The sequence below is a fragment of the Kamptonema sp. UHCC 0994 genome (genome assembly GCF_029167235.1).
GTDB lineage: Bacteria > Cyanobacteriota > Cyanobacteriia > Cyanobacteriales > Microcoleaceae > Kamptonema.
Genome location: NZ_JARFTR010000207.1, coordinates 31,972 through 47,982, shown reverse-complemented (window position 1 = coordinate 47,982; position 16,011 = coordinate 31,972). Strand labels below are relative to the sequence as shown.

The window sequence follows — 16,011 nt, the reverse complement described above, 5'->3', positions numbered from 1 at the left end:
ATCTGATATCATTAATTATGATAAACCTTCACCCCATCTCAGATTTTATTGACCAAAATGCTACTATCAATAACTTATATTCTACAGGACTTACCCACTTCCAGCCAGAAACCGGGTTTCTTCCTCAATATCTAGTTGAGAAAGCAAAGATTTTTCAGAGAAACCCGGTTTCTTTGCATAACTCATATCCTACCTATTACTACGAAGGAATCTCCCCTCAAAATGGTGAATTACTCAAACTTCCCCGCACTCCCATAGCTGAAGCAATTGCTAAAGGTTTAATGCAGCAATTAGCCAATAATAATGATTATTCCCGCGAAGGTAAAATGTATGGGATACTATTAGTTAAAATGCCTAATGGCGAACAACGGGTACTCAAAGCATTCTCAGGCCTTCTCAATGGTTCTCATACTATTGATGGCTGGGTTCCACCAATTCCGGGACGCGATAAAGTAGCATTAGAAGAAGCTTATACCTTAGCTGAATTAGATGCTATTAAACAAGAGATAATTACCCTAAAACAACTTCCGCAATGGCAACAATACCAAACATTATCTAGCGAGTTTGAACAACAGTTAAAATTAATGAGCGAACGTCATCGCAGTTGCAAACAACAGCGACAGGAAAAACGTCAACTTATCTCCCAAACCCTCACAGATGAAGCACTTAATTTAGCTCTCGAAAACCTCGATCAAAAAAGTCAACAAGATGGAATTGAAAGGCGTAACCTTAAACGAGATCAAAATGAAAAATTGCAGCCATTAAAGGCGATAATTGACAATGCTAATGCCAGAATTACTCAACTGAAACAACAGCGAAAAACTCTATCAAAGCAACTACAAACTCAGATGTATGCTGCTTACAGTATCGCTAATTTTGCAGGCCAGTCTCGTTCCTTACAAGAATTAATGCCAACTGGTTTAATGCCTACGGGTACTGGAGATTGTTGTGCGCCGAAGTTACTCCACTATGCAGCTATAAATAACCTTAAACCCTTAGCAATGGCAGAGTTTTGGTGGGGAAATTCATCAATAAATCTTGATAAAATTCAGGGAGAATTTTATGGAGCTTGCGCGGAGCGCTGTCAGCCCTTGATGGGATTTTTACTATCAGGTTTGTCTCAAAATTGTTTTTTAGAAACCTCTGAAAATCAGATCGCAGTAGGGAAAAGGCAATGCCGTTTCCCTACCATAACAGAAAATTTACCAATTATTTATGAAGATGAATGGCTAATAGCTGTAAACAAGCCATCAGGTTTACTTTCTGTTCCTGGTCGTTATCGCGATAGACAAGATAGCGTTTTAAGTCGCTTACGTCAGTTGTTACCGGATGGCATAAATATTATCCCTGTTCATCGTTTGGATATGGAAACTTCAGGAATTATGCTATTAGCTCGTTCCCTACCAATTTATCGGGAATTAAGCCGTCAATTTCAACATAAATTAGTTAAAAAGATTTATGAAGCGGTACTTTATGGTAATGTAATAAATGATGGTGGCGAGATTTCATTGCCACTATGGGGAGATCCTGAACATCGCCCCTATCAGCAAGTAAATATAGAATACGGGAAACCCAGTTTAACTCGTTTTCAAGTGATGAAAAGGGAAGGAAATTTTACTCGGATTGAGTTTATGCCGTTAACCGGTCGTACTCATCAGATTCGGGTTCATGCGTCAGATAAAAGAGGTTTAGGAATACCAATTTTAGGCGATCGTCTCTATGGATGTCAGACCGCAGCAAATAGGTTACACTTACACGCAAGGGAGCTTTATTTTCAGCATCCGCAGTTAGGGAAAAACATTAATTTAGAGATAGAAACTCCTTTTTAACCCAATAAAGTTCAGTAATTATTCCTCAACCACCTCAAAACGCGATACCTAGGGCGAGATTCGCTAATACACCTAATCTACAACCCTCAAAACTCCGCGCCGCAAACCATCAAAAACTCGGTCAATTTGCTCATGTTCTTCCACAGTCAAAGCATCCTTTGACATCATCGCCGCCATAAACCTTCTCTGATCGGCGCGAGTAATCTTGCGATTGATAAAGATCCGCTTTACCACTTCTTCAACACTGGCGCTATTCAAATTTTCCTGAGATTGCATCCCTTTAATACTCCACTGATTGACAAATCCCCATTACTTCAAATTATGGGTATTTCCAGCAGCTTTTCTAACTCAAATTTTAATTTCTTAGATGCAATCCCGACGAGTGCTGCTTACTTTATCAAGATACCAGAAATTGGCACGCGATCGCCGCACTCTCTAAAAAAACAAGACTGGAAAACGCGATCGCCCCAGTCTTGTCCAGCAGGTATTAGTTCCAAAGTGTTAGACCTTAGCAATCACCAACTACTAATTACCTAACCCATAAATGCGGATGGCGAGACTCGAACTCGCAAGGACAAGCCACACGCCCCTCAAACGTGCGCGTATACCAATTCCGCCACATCCGCTTTTTAAGCTTTAAGTTTTGAGATTGCTTCCTACCTCGCAATACTGCGCGGTTTTGAGTTGAAGATTTTTCTTCAGCCCCAGAAGTTGCAAGCTCATACTTTTCACTTTATCGCTGCCGATTTACAATCTTAACACCAAAACCATAAAATTGTGCAACAAATTTTTTAAATTAGATTTTGGGTAAAATCCACTACCACAATATACTTAAAAGGTCTATTCTACAGATCGCAAAGTCACAAGTACCAAAGATGGGGTTTTCCAAACTCTTAATTGCCAATCGCGGAGAAATCGCCCTCCGTATCATCCGCACGTGCGAAGAGATGGGGATTCCAACCGTCGCGGTACACTCCACCATAGATCGTCACGCCCTCCATGTCCAATTAGCGGACGAAGCCGTTTGCATAGGTGAACCCACCAGCAGCAAAAGCTATTTGAACATCCCCAATATCATCGCCGCCGCCCTCACCCGCAATGCCACAGCCATTCATCCCGGCTACGGCTTCCTAGCGGAAAATGCCAAATTTGCCGAAATTTGTGCCGATCACCAGATCGTCTTCGTCGGCCCTTCTCCAGAAGCCATGCGATCGATGGGCGACAAATCGACAGCCAAAGAAACCATGCAGCGAGTGGGAGTGCCCACAGTCCCCGGTAGCGGCGGATTGCTAAAAGACGAAGCTGAAGCGATCGCGATCGCCCGTGAAATTGGCTATCCCGTAATGATCAAAGCCACAGCAGGCGGCGGTGGGCGCGGCATGAGGCTAGTTCGAGAAGAATGCGAACTCCCCAAACTCCTAGCCGCCGCCCAAGGTGAAGCTGATGCAGCCTTTGGCAACCCAGGGATTTACCTAGAAAAATTCATCGAATGCCCTCGCCACATCGAAATTCAAATCCTCGCCGACTCTCACGGTAACGTCATTCACCTAGGCGAAAGAGACTGTTCCATCCAACGGCGGCATCAAAAACTCCTAGAAGAAGCCCCCAGCCCCGCCCTTACTCCCAGACTGCGAGAAAAAATGGGTCATGCGGCTGTCAAAGCTGCCAAATCTATCAACTACACAGGCGCAGGAACTGTCGAATTTCTGCTTGACAAATCCGGCAAATTCTACTTCATGGAAATGAACACCCGCATCCAAGTAGAACATCCCGTCACTGAAATGATTACCGGCCTCGACCTAATCGCCGAACAAATTCGCATCGCCCAAGGCGAAAAATTGCAACTGTCACAAAACCAAGTTGTAATGAACGGGCACGCCATAGAATGCCGTATCAATGCCGAAGATCCAGACCATAACTTCCGTCCCCATCCCGGTAGAATCAGCGGTTATTTACCCCCCGGCGGCCCCGGCGTGCGGATGGATTCTCACGTCTACACAGATTATGAGATCCCGCCTTATTATGATTCTTTGATTGGTAAATTGATCGTCTGGGGACGCGATCGCCCCACAGCCATCCGCAGGATGAAACGCGCCCTCCGAGAATGCGCGATCACCGGCGTACCCACGACTATCGGCTTCCATCAAAAAATCCTAGAAACCCCCGCTTTCCTTGCCGGCGAAGTTTACACCAATTTCGTTGAAGAGTGGATGCGTCAAAACAAGCGTTAACCGTTAACCGTTAACCGTTAACCGTTAACCGTTAACCGTTAACAGTTAACCTAACCAATTACATCATCGTCAGCAATCCTTGCTGACCCAACAGCATCTCCCGCAGGAGACTGACAATACCTACCCAAATAATCGGCGTGATGTCCACACCCCCAATCGGAGGTACAATCTTCCTCATCGGGATTAACAACGGTTCCGTCGGCCAAGCAATGAGGCTAAACGGTAGTCGATTCAAGCTTATCTGCGGATACCAAGTCAGGACAATGCGGAAAATAAACAGCAAAGTCATCACCACCAGAACAAAGCCCAGTATCCAACTCGCAATAGTAATAGAACTCATGTCAGCCATCAATATCTTAAGTTTTGTAAAGTAACTTCCTCATAATTTTAACCTGTTTGCGTAACGCCGCCCTCTGGGCGGGTTCCTTATACCGCCTAGAAGGCGGCGTTACAAATACTTTTGCGTAAGTCCTATTATAAAATTAATAAAAATCAAATTCTTGTAATAGAGGGCTTTGGATCTATGACTCCTTCACTAGCTAACTTTTTGTACAGTCTGCTTTGGGGTGCTGGGCTTGTATTAATTCCTGGAACAGTCGCACTACTCTTTATCAGCCAGAAAGATAAGATCAAGCGCACCTAAAAGGTTGGGAATGGGTTAACTGTTAACTGTTAACTGAAAAACAGTGAACGGTCGATGGTCAACAGTTAACGCTCTTCCTTCTTCCTTGTACTTATAAGCCAGGGCTTACGCACTCCGACCAAAGAAACCGGGTTTTTATCGAATCTGTAGTCTACAACGAAGTATTTTCGTAAAAAACCCGGTTTCTGGGCCCATGAGCGTAAGTCCGATCGGCTTAATCTCAGTAGAGGTTTTATGTCTAAATCGTTAACATTAGGACTGACATAGGAGAAAGGCTAATGGTTAATTTTGGATTGAACTGGAGCAGTCTGCTAGGAATCGTCCTAGCAGTGGCCGGCGCAGGCCTGTACTTTCTGCGATCTTGGAAGCCCAAACTAGCGCGAGATCACGATATTTTCTTTGCCGCCGTAGGCTTGTTGTGCGGCGGTATTCTGCTATTTCAAGGATGGCGGCTAGACCCAATTCTGGCCTTCGGTCAGTTCCTTCTTTCTGGTACCGCCATCTTCTTTGCAGTAGAAAGCGTCAACCTACGGGGTGCTGCAACCGCCGGGGCCAAGAGTCGCAACCAAATAGTAGATGAAGAGCGACCTGTCAGTAATGCCTACGCTTATGACAGTTATGACGCTGAGGTAGAGCGACTTGAACCAGAAGAAGATTATCCTCCCCGTCCTCGAATTAGGGCCAGTCAAGATCCTCGTTCGACGCGGGACAGCTACGACGAAGAACCCCGCCGCCGCCCATCAACTCGTAGTAACAGTACACCAAGACCAGATTTGGGAGAAAAGTCCAGGAGGCGGCCAGTGCGTCCCGCAAGTCCCACAACAGATAGACCTGATGACTGGGAAGGGGGCGATCGCGAAGACAAACCTACTCGCACACGCAACACCCGCCCCCCTGGGTCAGAGATCCCCAACCCCGAAACTAGCACAAGACCAAAAAGGAGCCGTTCTCCTGAAGAATCTAGACCGCGCCGGAGTAGAGGTAGCGAAGACGCAACGCCAGCAGACTACGTTGAATATCGACCCGTAGACTATCCCAATGATGATCCTAACAATTCGACTAATTTTGACTCATAAGCACAGGGGTAATGGGTAATTGGTAATTGCTAATGGGTAATTGGTAATTGCTAATGGGGGAGAAAGATAAAAATTTCCCCCTACCCTCTTAACTAAAATAGAAAAACCGGGAACAAGAAACAAATAAAAAACAACTATTAAGAATTAAAGATTGACAGATTGACAGAAAACTGACTATGCGATTACTTGAAATTGGCGATCCCGCCCCTTGGTTTTCCCTTGCCTCCACAGTTAACCCGTTGTTTCATTTCTCTACCGTTGGAGGTCGGCGGATCGTGCTGTTTTTCTTTGGCAGTAGTGCCTTTGATCCAATCCAACTAATGCTTAAATCCTTCCAAAATCTGCGAGCGGAATTTGAGCAATTACAAGTCTTATTTTTCGGTGTCAGCATAGATTCTGCCGACAAAGAGTACAACCGACCCTCAGAAATCGCCCCTGACTTCATCTTTTTCTGGGACTTCGACAAAACTGTAAGTAATAAGTACGGTGTTTGCCAAACTGTTGAGCAAGGAGAAACTACTGGCATTCAATATGCTCCTTGTACCTTCGTTCTTAACGAAAACCTCCAAATATTAAACCGTTTCTCTATGGGCGATCCCGCTCAACACGCCGAGCAAGTCTTGCGTTTTTTCAAAGCTTTGCCCCCGGTTGAAGAAGCCCGCCCCGCAACCAGACACGCGCCAGTCTTAGTAATTCCTAACGTTTTGGACAAAGCTTTTTGCCGTAGCTTGATTGATTTTTATCAAGCTGAAGGCGGTAGTCCCTCTGGTTTTATGAGGCAAATAGACGGGAAAACTGTAGGTTTGTTAGACGATAGTTTCAAGAAGCGACAAGATGTCTTTATTCAGGAGCCTAAATTACAACAAAAGTTAAGTGATGCGATCGTTCGTCGCGTTTGCCCGGAGGTAGAAAAGGCATTTCAGTTTAAAATAACTAGGTTTGAACGCTATCTTGTAGGTTGTTATGATGCTGATAGTGGCGGCTACTTCAGATCCCACCGAGATAACACTAGCAAAGGTACGCTGCACCGACGCTTTGCCATGACTCTCAACCTAAATGTAGGAGAATACACGGGCGGATATCTACGGTTTCCAGAGTACGGGCCTAACGGCTATCGAGCCGAGACGGGAAGTGCGATCGTCTTTTCTTGCTCCGTGTTGCATGAGGCGACACCAGTAACTAGGGGTCAACGTTTTGCTCTTTTGTCGTTTTTCTATAATGACGAGGATGCTAAAGTGCGCGAAGCCAATTTCCACTATCTTGCTAACGAGCCACCATCCAGAATCGGGGAGCCAGTTTGAGAATGGTTAATATTGATATAATACCAATCTAATATGAAGTTACAATTGATTTAAATCCTGGCTGTCCCCGTCCTCCTTACTAAGGAAAAGAGCATTCACCACATAAACCAGATGAATTTCAAAATTTTGGGCTTAGCAGTATCAGGAATCTTAACAGTTGGTGCGGTGCTGGGAGCAGGTGTTGCTGCCACACCGTCACCGATGCGGGTAAAGGACTTAACCCAAGTTAATCTGGGGTATGTAGACGGTGCGATCGCCCAACAAGATGTTGACGAACAAACAAATATCCGCGTCTACGAACGAGCTAGTCCGGCTGTCGTTACTATCGATACGGACAAGGCTAATGGTAGTGGCACGATCGTTACTCCAGATGGGATGGTTTTAACTAACGCTCACGTTGTCTCCGAAGGCGGAACCGTGACAGTAATTCTGGCAGATGGCAGTAAGGTAACAGCCGATGTCGTCGGCTTTGGGGAAGATGGTTTAGACCTAGCTGTGGTGAAAATACGCGATCGCACTAATTTACCGACAATTCCTCTGGCGGCTGCTGGTTCGATAAAAGTTGGTCAACGGGCCTATGCGATCGGCAATCCCTTCGGTCAATTTCAGGGTACTTTTACTGTCGGGATCGTCAGCCGTATTGACAAAGATCGAGGCTTGATTCAAACCGATGCTGCTATCAATCCAGGCAATTCTGGAGGGCCTTTACTTAATAGTGCTGGAGAATTAATTGGAGTCAACACTTCAATTTTTACTCGCGGCCAAGGTGGAGGCAATATTGGCATTGGTTTTGCTATTTCTGTGGACAAAGTGCCCCCATTCCTGACGGCAGTTCAAGAAGGTAGAGCTTCCCGCGTATCCCAGAGGCGAGGCTCACTTTTTGGCAGCCAGCAACCTCAAAAATTGATGCTAAACGGGCCAATGGTCAATGGCAAGCTTAATGAAAAATCCAGCATCTTGCCAGTGGACAATAGCTTTTTTGACCTCTATTCCTTTGAGGGTAAAGCTGGCCAGGAAGTCACTATTGATATGAAGAGCAAAGATATTGACCCTTATTTGATTTTGTTGGGGCCAGGTCAGCGCGAAATCGCTCAAGATGATGATGGCGGCGGTAATAAAGATGCCCGAATTGTGGTGACGTTACCCGCAGATGGTACTTACACTCTACTGGCAAATTCTTATGAGGCGCGGCAATCGGGGTCTTATACTTTACAACTTAAGGGTAGTGCGCCGACTCAGGTTACTCCGCCGGAGTCAAGAAGTGTAATTTTGCAGGAAAATGGGGTTTTAGCTGAAGGTGCTCCTGTACTTGAGTCTGATGGGAGTCTTTACCGCGAGTATACTTTTGAAGGTCGTGCCGGACAGTCTGTCTCGATTATGCTCGAAAGTTCTGAGTTTGATCCGTATTTGGCATTGTTTGGCCCGAATAGCAGGTTAGTTGCGGAAAATGACGACATTACTGAGTCAAGTAAAAATGCTGCGATCGCTGTGACTTTACCTGTGGCGGGTACTTATCGAGTGATTGTTAATGCTTATGATTCTACAGGTCGAGGCCGCTACACTCTGACAGTCCGTTAAAAACAGAGAAAGGAAAGGTCTTTTTCTTTATTCCCAATTCGAGGTAATTCATGCGTCAAGTTAGATTTTGGGCGATCGCGCCAGTTAGCCTACTAGCTGCCTTTTCTGGCAATCCACTCATCGCTGCGCCATTTTCCCCCTCTAGTCAGGTTGTTGGTAGCACTAGCTCTTCCTTTATTTCAGCAGAATTTCCTCAGAGGAAGTCTGTTTTGTCCGCTAATTCTATTTTAGCTCAGGAGAGTCCTGAACCGTCGCCTAGTCCTTCAGTATCGCCCTCTCCAAGACCGTTACCACCTTCGCCTAGCCCTTCCGAATCGCCTAGACCGTTACCACCTTCGCCTAGCCCTTCCGAATCGCCATCTAGCGTTATTTTGGAAAAAGATGGGGAACTGAGCCCTACGAACTCGTCTGTACTTGAAATTGATGGGAGTCTGTTCGACCAATATAGCTTTGACGGTCGTCAAGGTCAAAACGTAACTATTAAGGTAGAAAGTCCTGATTTTGATACGTACTTAGCACTGTTTGATTCTACTGGCAAATTGATCGAAGAAGCTGACGATATGGGGGATAGTTGCAACTATCAAGATGAGACAACTAAGAAAGATTTTATCAGCAAGGGGTTCTGCAATTCTATGCTGAGTATTACTTTACCTGCCACTGGCAACTATAAGGTAATTGTGAATGGTCGGGATAAAACCGATCGGGGTAAGTACACTTTGACTATCCGTAACAATTAAAAAGGAAGGGGAAAGTAAAATTCAAATATTGCTTTCCCCTTGATTATAAGAAACATAAATTATACCATTTCTCTAAAATAGGACTTACGCATTACTTACGTAACGCCGCCATCTTGGCGGTGACTTGATCGCCAAGATGGCGGCGTTACGGAATAAATTACATCCCCAACCAGGTAAAGAAATCCTGGCGGGTAAACAATTCTAGCAATAACAGCGCTACAAATCCTATCATCGCAAAACGCCCATTAATTTGTTCTGCATAGGGAGTCCAACCAAAGGCAGGTTCGGGTTTGCTTGGTGTTTCTGGAGTTGATTTTGGTGTTGAAGTTGGGGTTTCAGATGTCATTTTGGTTTGATATTTTAGGTGAATTTTACTACTACAACTGGGATTATTGCCAATGGCTTACTGTTCTAATTTTTGCACGGATTCGATCAGCGTTCGCACTGTTTCTGTACCTTCCGATGGTTCAAAGGATAAGGGAAATTTACCTTTAACAATCATCCGCAAACCCAAGGGGCCAAGACTGAGTAAGCCTTTGATGTCGCGAAAGTAGTTACCTACTACTTGTACACCAAATTTACGCTCATCAATCCAACCGCCTTCTTTAACTAAATTAATTAAAACCTTGCGGTGACGAATGGAACGACTGGCTTGTGCGTCTTTGCGATCGAGGATTTCTTGTTTAATTTTACCAATTTGATCCATCGGTGCAACATCCATCGGACAAACAGAATTGCAGTAGTAACAGCGGGTACAACCCCACACCCCATCGGTGCTTTGATTGTATTTTTCTAGTCGGTTTTCTGTTTGGTCATCGCGGTTGTCAGCTACCATGCGGTAGGCTTTGGCGAGGGCGTGGGGGCCGACAAATTCCGGGTTAACTTCGCGGGCATTACATTCAGAATAGCAGGCTCCGCAGAGGATACAATTACCTGTTTGGTTGAGTTTTTCTCGTTCTTCCGGTGTTTGGAGAAATTCCCGTTCAGGAATTTTTCTAGCTTCCGTACTAACGTAGGGTTCGACTGCTTCTAGGTTGTTCCAAAAGCTAGTCATATCTACGACTAAATCTTTAATTACGGGCATATTACCCATTGGGGCAATGGTAATTTCTGGGATCGAATCTGAAGGAGTTTGGGCTGAGTTAGCGTTGGCAATTTTTTGGAGTCTTTGGACTTCGCTGGCGATATTTTCTTTACAAGCTAAGGTTGATCGGCCGTTAATTCGCATGGAACAACTGCCACAAATTGTATTGCGGCAATTTTTACGAAAGGCGAGGGTTCCGTCTTGTTCCCATTTGATGCGGTTGAGGCAATCAAGGATAGTATTACCTGGTTCTGCATCGATGGTGTAGGTTTGAAATTCGGGGGCGGAGTTTTGGGTTTGGCGAGTTATTTTAAAGCGGATTTGCATGGTTGAATTTGGGGGAGTTGTATCTATTTTAGGGCCTAATCTTTAGCAATAAGCAATAAGTCCCGGCGAATATAATTCGCGGCTACACAAATAAATGAAGACCCGGCGAATATAATTCGCGGCTACACAAACGAAGTCCGCCTTCGCGGACTGTAGAATTTTAACCCGTGTAGGCGGGTTTGGTTTGTGTAGACGCGGTTTCAACCGCCGATTTTCTGTAGAATTTTAACCCGCGTAGGCGGGTTTGGTTTGTGTAGACGCGGTTTCAACCGCCCAGTTTAAAGTAATATGGTTTCATTGTCTAAGTTGCGATCGCAGGTGCATCTATGACCTACAGCCTGAGAATTGCCGATTTACCAACCAGCGAACGACCTCGCGAACGATTAATGGCGAATGGCGCTAAAAGTCTCTCTACAGCGGAATTAATCGCGATTCTTTTAGGAACCGGTCAGGGGCCTGGGAAACTTTCGGCGGTAGGTCTGGGACAATTTATTTTAAATCAATTAAGCCTACATCAGCGCGATCCGCTGTCGATATTGCGAAATATTAGCGTTCAGGAATTGACGCAGATTCACGGGATTGGGCCGGCGAAGGCGACGACGATTTTAGCGGCGGTTGAGTTGGGAAAGCGGGTTTTTCAGTCGCGATCGCCTGATTTAGCGATGATTGATAGTCCCCAGTCGGCCGCAGACGCGCTGAGTCAGGATCTCATGTGGAAGCAGCAAGAACATTTTGCCGTATTGTTGCTGGATGTGAAAAATCGGTTATTGGGGACCCAGGTGATTACAATTGGGACGGCGACAGAGACTTTGGCGCATCCGCGAGATATTTTCCGGGAAGTGATTCGTCAGGGGGCCACGCGCGCGATCGTTTCCCATAATCACCCGTCGGGGAATCTGGAACCGAGCCCAGAGGATATTGCTTTAACTAAGCAATTGTTGGCGGGGGCGCAGTTTTTGGCGATTCCCGTGTTGGATCATTTGATTTTGGGAAATGGGGATTTTCGGAGTTTGCGACAGACTACGAGTTTGTGGGAGGAGTACCCGCAGGGGGATTGAGGGAGGAAATGTTAATTGGGGGGTTGATTTATTTGGGGTGGTTGTGTTATATTTGTTTTTCGCGGGCGATTAGCACAGTGGTAGCGCACTTCCTTCACACGGAAGGGGTCACAGGTTCAAATCCTGTATCGCCCATTTGGTTTTATTTTTAATGTACAATGACACATTAATTGTCATCAATGACAGATTTATGACAATACAATAAATAATTTAAGAATAATTTAATTTCACCCTGACTAACTGCCTATGCCTAATTATCGAAGACCTAATGTTTCTGGAGGTACATATTTCATCACACAAGTCACTTATCAAAGAGATTCTTGGCTTTGTAGTGACATAGGGAGAAAAGCTCTCCGAGAAGCAATAGAAAAAGTAAAGGAAAAATATCCTTTTTGTATTGATGCTTTTGTTTTATTACCCGATCATTTCCATTGTTTGTGGACTTTATCTCCTGATGATAAGGATTTGTCGGTGAGATTGCGCTTAATTAAAACTTATGTTACCAAACATTATGGACAAGAATTAGGGGTTAATCGGGAGGTTTCTCAATCACGACAAAAGCGAGGAGAAAGTAATCTTTGGCAACGTCGGTTTTGGGAGCATTTAATTCGGGATGAACGGGATTTTGCGCTCCATTGTGATTATATTCATGATAATCCGGTTCGACATGGATTGTGTGAAAATCCCCAAGATTGGCAGTATTCCAGTATTCATCGGTTTATCGCTCAGGGAATTTATCCGCCAGATTGGGGTAAAGATGGCAGAAAAGAAAAACCTCAAGGATATTGCGATGATTAGCAGTCGTAGGGTGTGTTAGCGACAGCGTAACACACCTTAAATTAACATAAAGATGGTGGGTTACATTTGTGTATATTTGATGGTGCGTTACACTCCGTTAACGCACCCTACAAGATCGGCGATCGCACTAAAGATTGTTTTCCTTTTTAGCTTTTAATTGATGATTTTAAAATCTCTCATAAAACTAAATAAAGAAGCTAATTGGTTTATTTTAGTTATATTTTCCGTTCTATTACCACCTACATTAATATAAAGTTGATTACCATTCATATTTTCCAATTTACCAAATTTTTTAATATGTTTTTTACCCTTGATACTTGACAATAAATCATCTCGATCACCAACATAATCTAGTTCAATTAATCGAGATATATCAAAATCATCAATTATTTTTTCAGCAATATGCTCAACTACAAAATCTAAAGCATCTATAATATCATCAAATTCTAATTCCTCATCTTCTAAAAGTATTTGTACAGAAGTATTAATTTTCCTCCCTTTCCCATTTTCAGTTATTAACATTTCAAGTTTAGGTGAAAAAGCCTTATGATATATTTTTCCATCATAAAAATCTATTTTTCCAAATTATTATACGTTCATTGACCTTAGAATTAGTGGAACGAGAAGATGTTTATCACAACTAATTCAGACAGACCAATGAGCGATAAACACCTTAACGGTTCTGGTCAGCGGTTGCCGATATCTTTGCAGTCGTAGGGTGTGTTAGCGACAGCGTAACACACCTTAAATTAACATAAAGATGGGGCGTTACATTTGTGTATATTTGATGGTGCGTTACACTTCGTTAACGCACCCTACTGCATTGGAGAGTTCCGGTGCAGCGCGGTTGTTAGATGCCATTTCTAAGGGCATTTGCGAGTCCATCATCTCCATGCTTGCCAAGCGCAAGATCGCGAACTTGATCAGCAATATCACCTGTGCCACCTTCTGATGTCATTCCAACGCCGAGCCTGATCTGCTCCTTTTCTAGTTTTTCAACAAAAGCCGAGACTTCATGCTTCAGTTCGTCGTATTCAGATGCGATATCTAGAACATCTTTTGTAGTGATCAGACTTATGCAATAACGATGGATAACACGGTTACGGCGTTTATAAAGATTGTTGAGCTTATCAAAAGTAGCCTGATCAATAATCTGATTCGAGAGAGACATTGTGTAAATCTTTTGTTCTGAAATGATCTTATCTCTCTCTTCTTGATGCAGGAGGTCATCAAGAAGGCTATTACTGCTGGTATCAAGTTGATGCTTGAGGATTAAGCCCATTCGAAGTGTAGCGTCGATTACCGCCGCCGAAAGCACAACGCATTCCACAAAGCAGCCTTGTTTAGCAGCGCGTGAGTTAAGCTCAACGGCTGCTGCAAAGCTCTTCATAAAGTTGTGCAGCTTTTCCCAAGAGTCCATTCGTGCTGTTCCAATTGCATCTAAGTATTTATTATACCGAAATTTTCCGTCTTGTCAGCCACTAGGTCACAAAAAGCCGAAAATTTCGGGATAATCACACCCATAGGAGGATGATAGCTAGAAACATTAGATGAAGTTCTGGCGATTATTAATCATTTATCAAGAGTTCATCAACCGATTGGAGAATTATTGTTAAGAAAAACCGATTTGCGTTTATTAGTTTTCGATCCGAGAAAGGAGGTAATTATACAATGGACAAGCTAGATAATTATCGGAAAATTATTAATGATGTTTTGCAATATCATGCTAATATCCCCTATTCCCAGGGTGAAATTGATTGTGTATTAATTGTGAGTGAGAATAGAAATCATTTTTTATTGATGAATAATGGTTGGAATGACTTACAAAGGATTCATGGGTGTTTAGTTCACATTGAAATTATTGGCGATTCGGTTTGGATTTTGCGAGATGGGATTGAAGATGGGGTGACAGATGAGTTAGTCGCCAGGGGAATTTCTAAAGATAAGATTGTTTTGGGTTTTCAGCCGCCAGAGGTAAGGCAATATACGGGGTATGGTGTTGCTTGATTTTAAAGGGTTAGCGATGACGATATTTAAAAAGAAAGTGCGATCGCTACAATTACAAAAAGAGGAAAGCTTTTTTAGCTTACTTGCTTTTGTTGTTGTCTTTGCTGCAAAAATTCAGCAAAATCGCGAACTTCAGCGACTAAATCATCGGACAAATTATCTAAAACTGTTGTTAAATGTTCTCGAACTCCCATTGTTTCGCGGGCAAGAATTGTTAAAATTAATTGATGAGGATAAACGGTTTCTACACCTATTGTCTCCATAAATGAGCCGGATTCATCCTGAGTAGCTGGCATAAAATCCCCATTCTCATCATACTTAACCCAGTCGCCAAATAATTCGACAAGATAAGCTTTACCATCTCCAAGAATTTCCACAATTGCGCCGACTGTTCCCGTTTGCGCTACTCCTCCATCAGTTAAGGGGATTTCTTCAGCTAGCTTAACGCCATCAAATAGTTGAAATTTATTCATTATAAACCTCCTGATCTATCAGGTACTGCTGTTACAAATCTGGCAATATCTTCATTAAATAGAACAATCCAAACTGTTCTAATTCGTCGGGATATCCCAGAGGCCCCTGTAACTTGGATATAGGCACGATAAAGTTGACCTTGCTCGTTCTGACTCTGAGGTTGTAGCATATCCAAGGATACCTCTGCTAAGATTGTCTCTCGAATTGCCTCTGGTGATTGAAATTCCATTACCTCTTGCCAGAATTTCCGCTTATCTCCTCCTTTTCCTGGTTCAGTGGTACGACTGAAGAGATATTGTGCTTTAGCGATGGGAAACTCGAAACGGTTAGGTAAGGTCATTATTGATACTTCTTTGCATCGCCATTTGTAAATAGAAATATGTTAATTATAATTAGCTTAAGCTTCAACATATTCGCAAATAGAGACAGGTTCAGGAATAGGAAAAGCATCCTCTTGTAGTCCTTCAAGATGGAATGCGATCGCCTCTTTAATTAAATTCCTCACATCTTCTAAACTTTCAGCTACAGCCACACATCCAGGTAAATCGGGAACATACGCACCGTAGCTAGTTTCACCCTTCTCAATTACAACAGCATAACGCATTAATCTTCCTCCTCGTTTATTTGAGCTTGACGCAAAACATTTTTAAGCGTACCTATTGGCATATCAACACCTAAATTACCTGACACAGTGACAGTCCCAGCCTTTTCTGGGTGTTTAAATTGACGATGGCTGCCCTTTGTTCTGGCTAAATACCAACCATCATCTTCTAACATTTTAATGATTTCTCTAACTTTCATTTATAGTTTTCTATAAAAATCTCTTTTATCATAATTCAGCCTCATATTTCTCCTCAAGTTTACCATG

Annotated in this window: 21 protein-coding genes and 2 tRNA genes; 12 read left to right on the top strand and 11 right to left on the bottom strand. The window is 43.5% G+C overall.

Annotated elements, in window-relative coordinates:
- Positions 1-17: 17 nt before the first annotated feature.
- On the top strand, positions 18-1,829 hold the full coding sequence (locus PY364_RS18740) for an RluA family pseudouridine synthase (protein WP_275524758.1): 1,812 nt from the start codon (positions 18-20) through the stop codon (positions 1,827-1,829).
- A 72-nt stretch (positions 1,830-1,901) separates the two neighbouring features.
- On the opposite strand, the gene PY364_RS18735 is transcribed toward PY364_RS18740, so the two are convergent.
- Entirely contained in the window at positions 1,902-2,114 is a 213-nt protein-coding gene (locus PY364_RS18735; RefSeq protein WP_275524811.1) for a hypothetical protein, read from the bottom strand.
- Between the two features lie 36 nt (positions 2,115-2,150).
- Here PY364_RS18735 and PY364_RS18730 point away from each other — a divergent pair, with 36 nt between their 5' ends.
- Positions 2,151-2,366, top strand: coding sequence for a hypothetical protein (locus PY364_RS18730; RefSeq protein WP_275524756.1), 216 nt, complete (start codon positions 2,151-2,153; stop codon positions 2,364-2,366).
- A gap of 8 nt (positions 2,367-2,374) precedes the next feature.
- Here PY364_RS18730 and PY364_RS18725 read toward each other — a convergent pair.
- Positions 2,375-2,455: transfer RNA gene (locus tag PY364_RS18725), tRNA-Leu, on the bottom strand.
- A 249-nt stretch (positions 2,456-2,704) separates the two neighbouring features.
- On the opposite strand from PY364_RS18725, the gene accC reads away from it, so the two are divergent.
- A complete protein-coding gene (gene accC, locus PY364_RS18720; RefSeq protein WP_275524754.1) occupies positions 2,705-4,060 on the top strand; it encodes an acetyl-CoA carboxylase biotin carboxylase subunit in 1,356 nt (451 codons plus the stop codon).
- Between the two features lie 58 nt (positions 4,061-4,118).
- Here the strand turns inward: accC and PY364_RS18715 are convergent, their stop codons facing one another.
- Positions 4,119-4,400, bottom strand: a complete 282-nt coding sequence (locus tag PY364_RS18715; RefSeq protein WP_275524810.1) for a YggT family protein — start codon at positions 4,398-4,400, stop codon at positions 4,119-4,121.
- 183 nt (positions 4,401-4,583) lie between these two features.
- Here PY364_RS18715 and PY364_RS18710 point away from each other — a divergent pair, with 183 nt between their 5' ends.
- The 5 genes from PY364_RS18710 to PY364_RS18690 all read left to right on the top strand — a co-directional run bounded on the left by PY364_RS18710 (position 4,584) and on the right by PY364_RS18690 (position 9,395).
- Complete coding sequence (locus PY364_RS18710; protein ID WP_275524752.1) at positions 4,584-4,703, top strand: photosystem II reaction center X protein; 120 nt, start codon at positions 4,584-4,586, stop codon at positions 4,701-4,703.
- A gap of 278 nt (positions 4,704-4,981) precedes the next feature.
- Positions 4,982-5,779: a Ycf66 family protein gene (locus tag PY364_RS18705; protein WP_275524750.1), complete on the top strand. Its 798-nt coding sequence runs from the start codon at positions 4,982-4,984 to the stop codon at positions 5,777-5,779.
- A 176-nt stretch (positions 5,780-5,955) separates the two neighbouring features.
- The gene (locus PY364_RS18700) at positions 5,956-7,080 is read left to right on the top strand and encodes a 2OG-Fe(II) oxygenase (protein ID WP_275524749.1); all 1,125 of its coding nucleotides are present in this window, start codon (positions 5,956-5,958) and stop codon (positions 7,078-7,080) included.
- Positions 7,081-7,191: 111 nt separating this feature from the next.
- Positions 7,192-8,658: a trypsin-like peptidase domain-containing protein gene (locus PY364_RS18695; RefSeq protein WP_275524748.1), complete on the top strand. Its 1,467-nt coding sequence runs from the start codon at positions 7,192-7,194 to the stop codon at positions 8,656-8,658.
- A gap of 50 nt (positions 8,659-8,708) precedes the next feature.
- Complete coding sequence (locus PY364_RS18690) at positions 8,709-9,395, top strand: PPC domain-containing protein (protein ID WP_275524747.1); 687 nt, start codon at positions 8,709-8,711, stop codon at positions 9,393-9,395.
- A 157-nt stretch (positions 9,396-9,552) separates the two neighbouring features.
- On the opposite strand, the gene PY364_RS18685 is transcribed toward PY364_RS18690, so the two are convergent.
- Positions 9,553-9,741, bottom strand: a complete 189-nt coding sequence (locus PY364_RS18685; protein WP_275524745.1) for a chlorophyll a/b-binding protein — start codon at positions 9,739-9,741, stop codon at positions 9,553-9,555.
- 57 nt (positions 9,742-9,798) lie between these two features.
- Positions 9,799-10,806 carry a succinate dehydrogenase/fumarate reductase iron-sulfur subunit gene (locus tag PY364_RS18680; RefSeq protein ID WP_275524744.1) on the bottom strand — a complete coding sequence of 336 codons (1,008 nt, stop codon included), beginning with the start codon at positions 10,804-10,806 and terminating at the stop codon, positions 9,799-9,801.
- A 326-nt stretch (positions 10,807-11,132) separates the two neighbouring features.
- Here PY364_RS18680 and radC point away from each other — a divergent pair, with 326 nt between their 5' ends.
- From radC to PY364_RS18665, 3 genes are all read left to right on the top strand, one after another.
- On the top strand, positions 11,133-11,864 hold the full coding sequence (radC, locus tag PY364_RS18675) for a DNA repair protein RadC (RefSeq protein WP_275524743.1): 732 nt from the start codon (positions 11,133-11,135) through the stop codon (positions 11,862-11,864).
- A 63-nt stretch (positions 11,865-11,927) separates the two neighbouring features.
- Positions 11,928-11,999 (top strand) — tRNA-Val (locus tag PY364_RS18670).
- A gap of 111 nt (positions 12,000-12,110) precedes the next feature.
- Positions 12,111-12,662 carry a transposase gene (locus PY364_RS18665; RefSeq protein WP_275524742.1) on the top strand — a complete coding sequence of 184 codons (552 nt, stop codon included), beginning with the start codon at positions 12,111-12,113 and terminating at the stop codon, positions 12,660-12,662.
- A gap of 153 nt (positions 12,663-12,815) precedes the next feature.
- Here PY364_RS18665 and PY364_RS18660 read toward each other — a convergent pair whose 3' ends face one another.
- Together PY364_RS18660 and PY364_RS18655 are read right to left on the bottom strand one after the other, a co-directional pair.
- Positions 12,816-13,184, bottom strand: a complete 369-nt coding sequence (locus PY364_RS18660; protein WP_275524740.1) for a hypothetical protein — start codon at positions 13,182-13,184, stop codon at positions 12,816-12,818.
- Positions 13,185-13,512: 328 nt separating this feature from the next.
- Complete coding sequence (locus PY364_RS18655) at positions 13,513-14,082, bottom strand: hypothetical protein (protein ID WP_275524738.1); 570 nt, start codon at positions 14,080-14,082, stop codon at positions 13,513-13,515.
- Positions 14,083-14,333: 251 nt separating this feature from the next.
- Between PY364_RS18655 and PY364_RS18650 the strand changes: the two genes are divergently transcribed.
- A complete protein-coding gene (locus tag PY364_RS18650) occupies positions 14,334-14,669 on the top strand; it encodes a XisI protein (RefSeq protein ID WP_275524736.1) in 336 nt (111 codons plus the stop codon).
- 74 nt (positions 14,670-14,743) lie between these two features.
- On the opposite strand, the gene PY364_RS18645 is transcribed toward PY364_RS18650, so the two are convergent.
- Genes PY364_RS18645 through PY364_RS18630 form a run of 4 tightly spaced genes read right to left on the bottom strand, consistent with a single transcriptional unit; the run spans position 14,744 to position 15,944 of the window.
- A complete protein-coding gene (locus tag PY364_RS18645) occupies positions 14,744-15,142 on the bottom strand; it encodes a DUF2281 domain-containing protein (protein ID WP_275524735.1) in 399 nt (132 codons plus the stop codon).
- A complete protein-coding gene (locus tag PY364_RS18640) occupies positions 15,142-15,483 on the bottom strand; it encodes a DUF6883 domain-containing protein (RefSeq protein ID WP_275524733.1) in 342 nt (113 codons plus the stop codon). Before PY364_RS18640 ends, PY364_RS18645 begins: the two co-directional genes overlap by 1 nt.
- 57 nt (positions 15,484-15,540) lie before the next feature.
- On the bottom strand, positions 15,541-15,747 hold the full coding sequence (locus tag PY364_RS18635; protein ID WP_275524732.1) for a type II toxin-antitoxin system HicB family antitoxin: 207 nt from the start codon (positions 15,745-15,747) through the stop codon (positions 15,541-15,543).
- The gene (locus PY364_RS18630; RefSeq protein ID WP_275524730.1) at positions 15,747-15,944 is read right to left on the bottom strand and encodes a type II toxin-antitoxin system HicA family toxin; all 198 of its coding nucleotides are present in this window, start codon (positions 15,942-15,944) and stop codon (positions 15,747-15,749) included. The genes PY364_RS18635 and PY364_RS18630 overlap by 1 nt, the downstream gene beginning before the upstream one ends.
- Between the last annotated feature and the right edge of the window lie 67 nt (positions 15,945-16,011).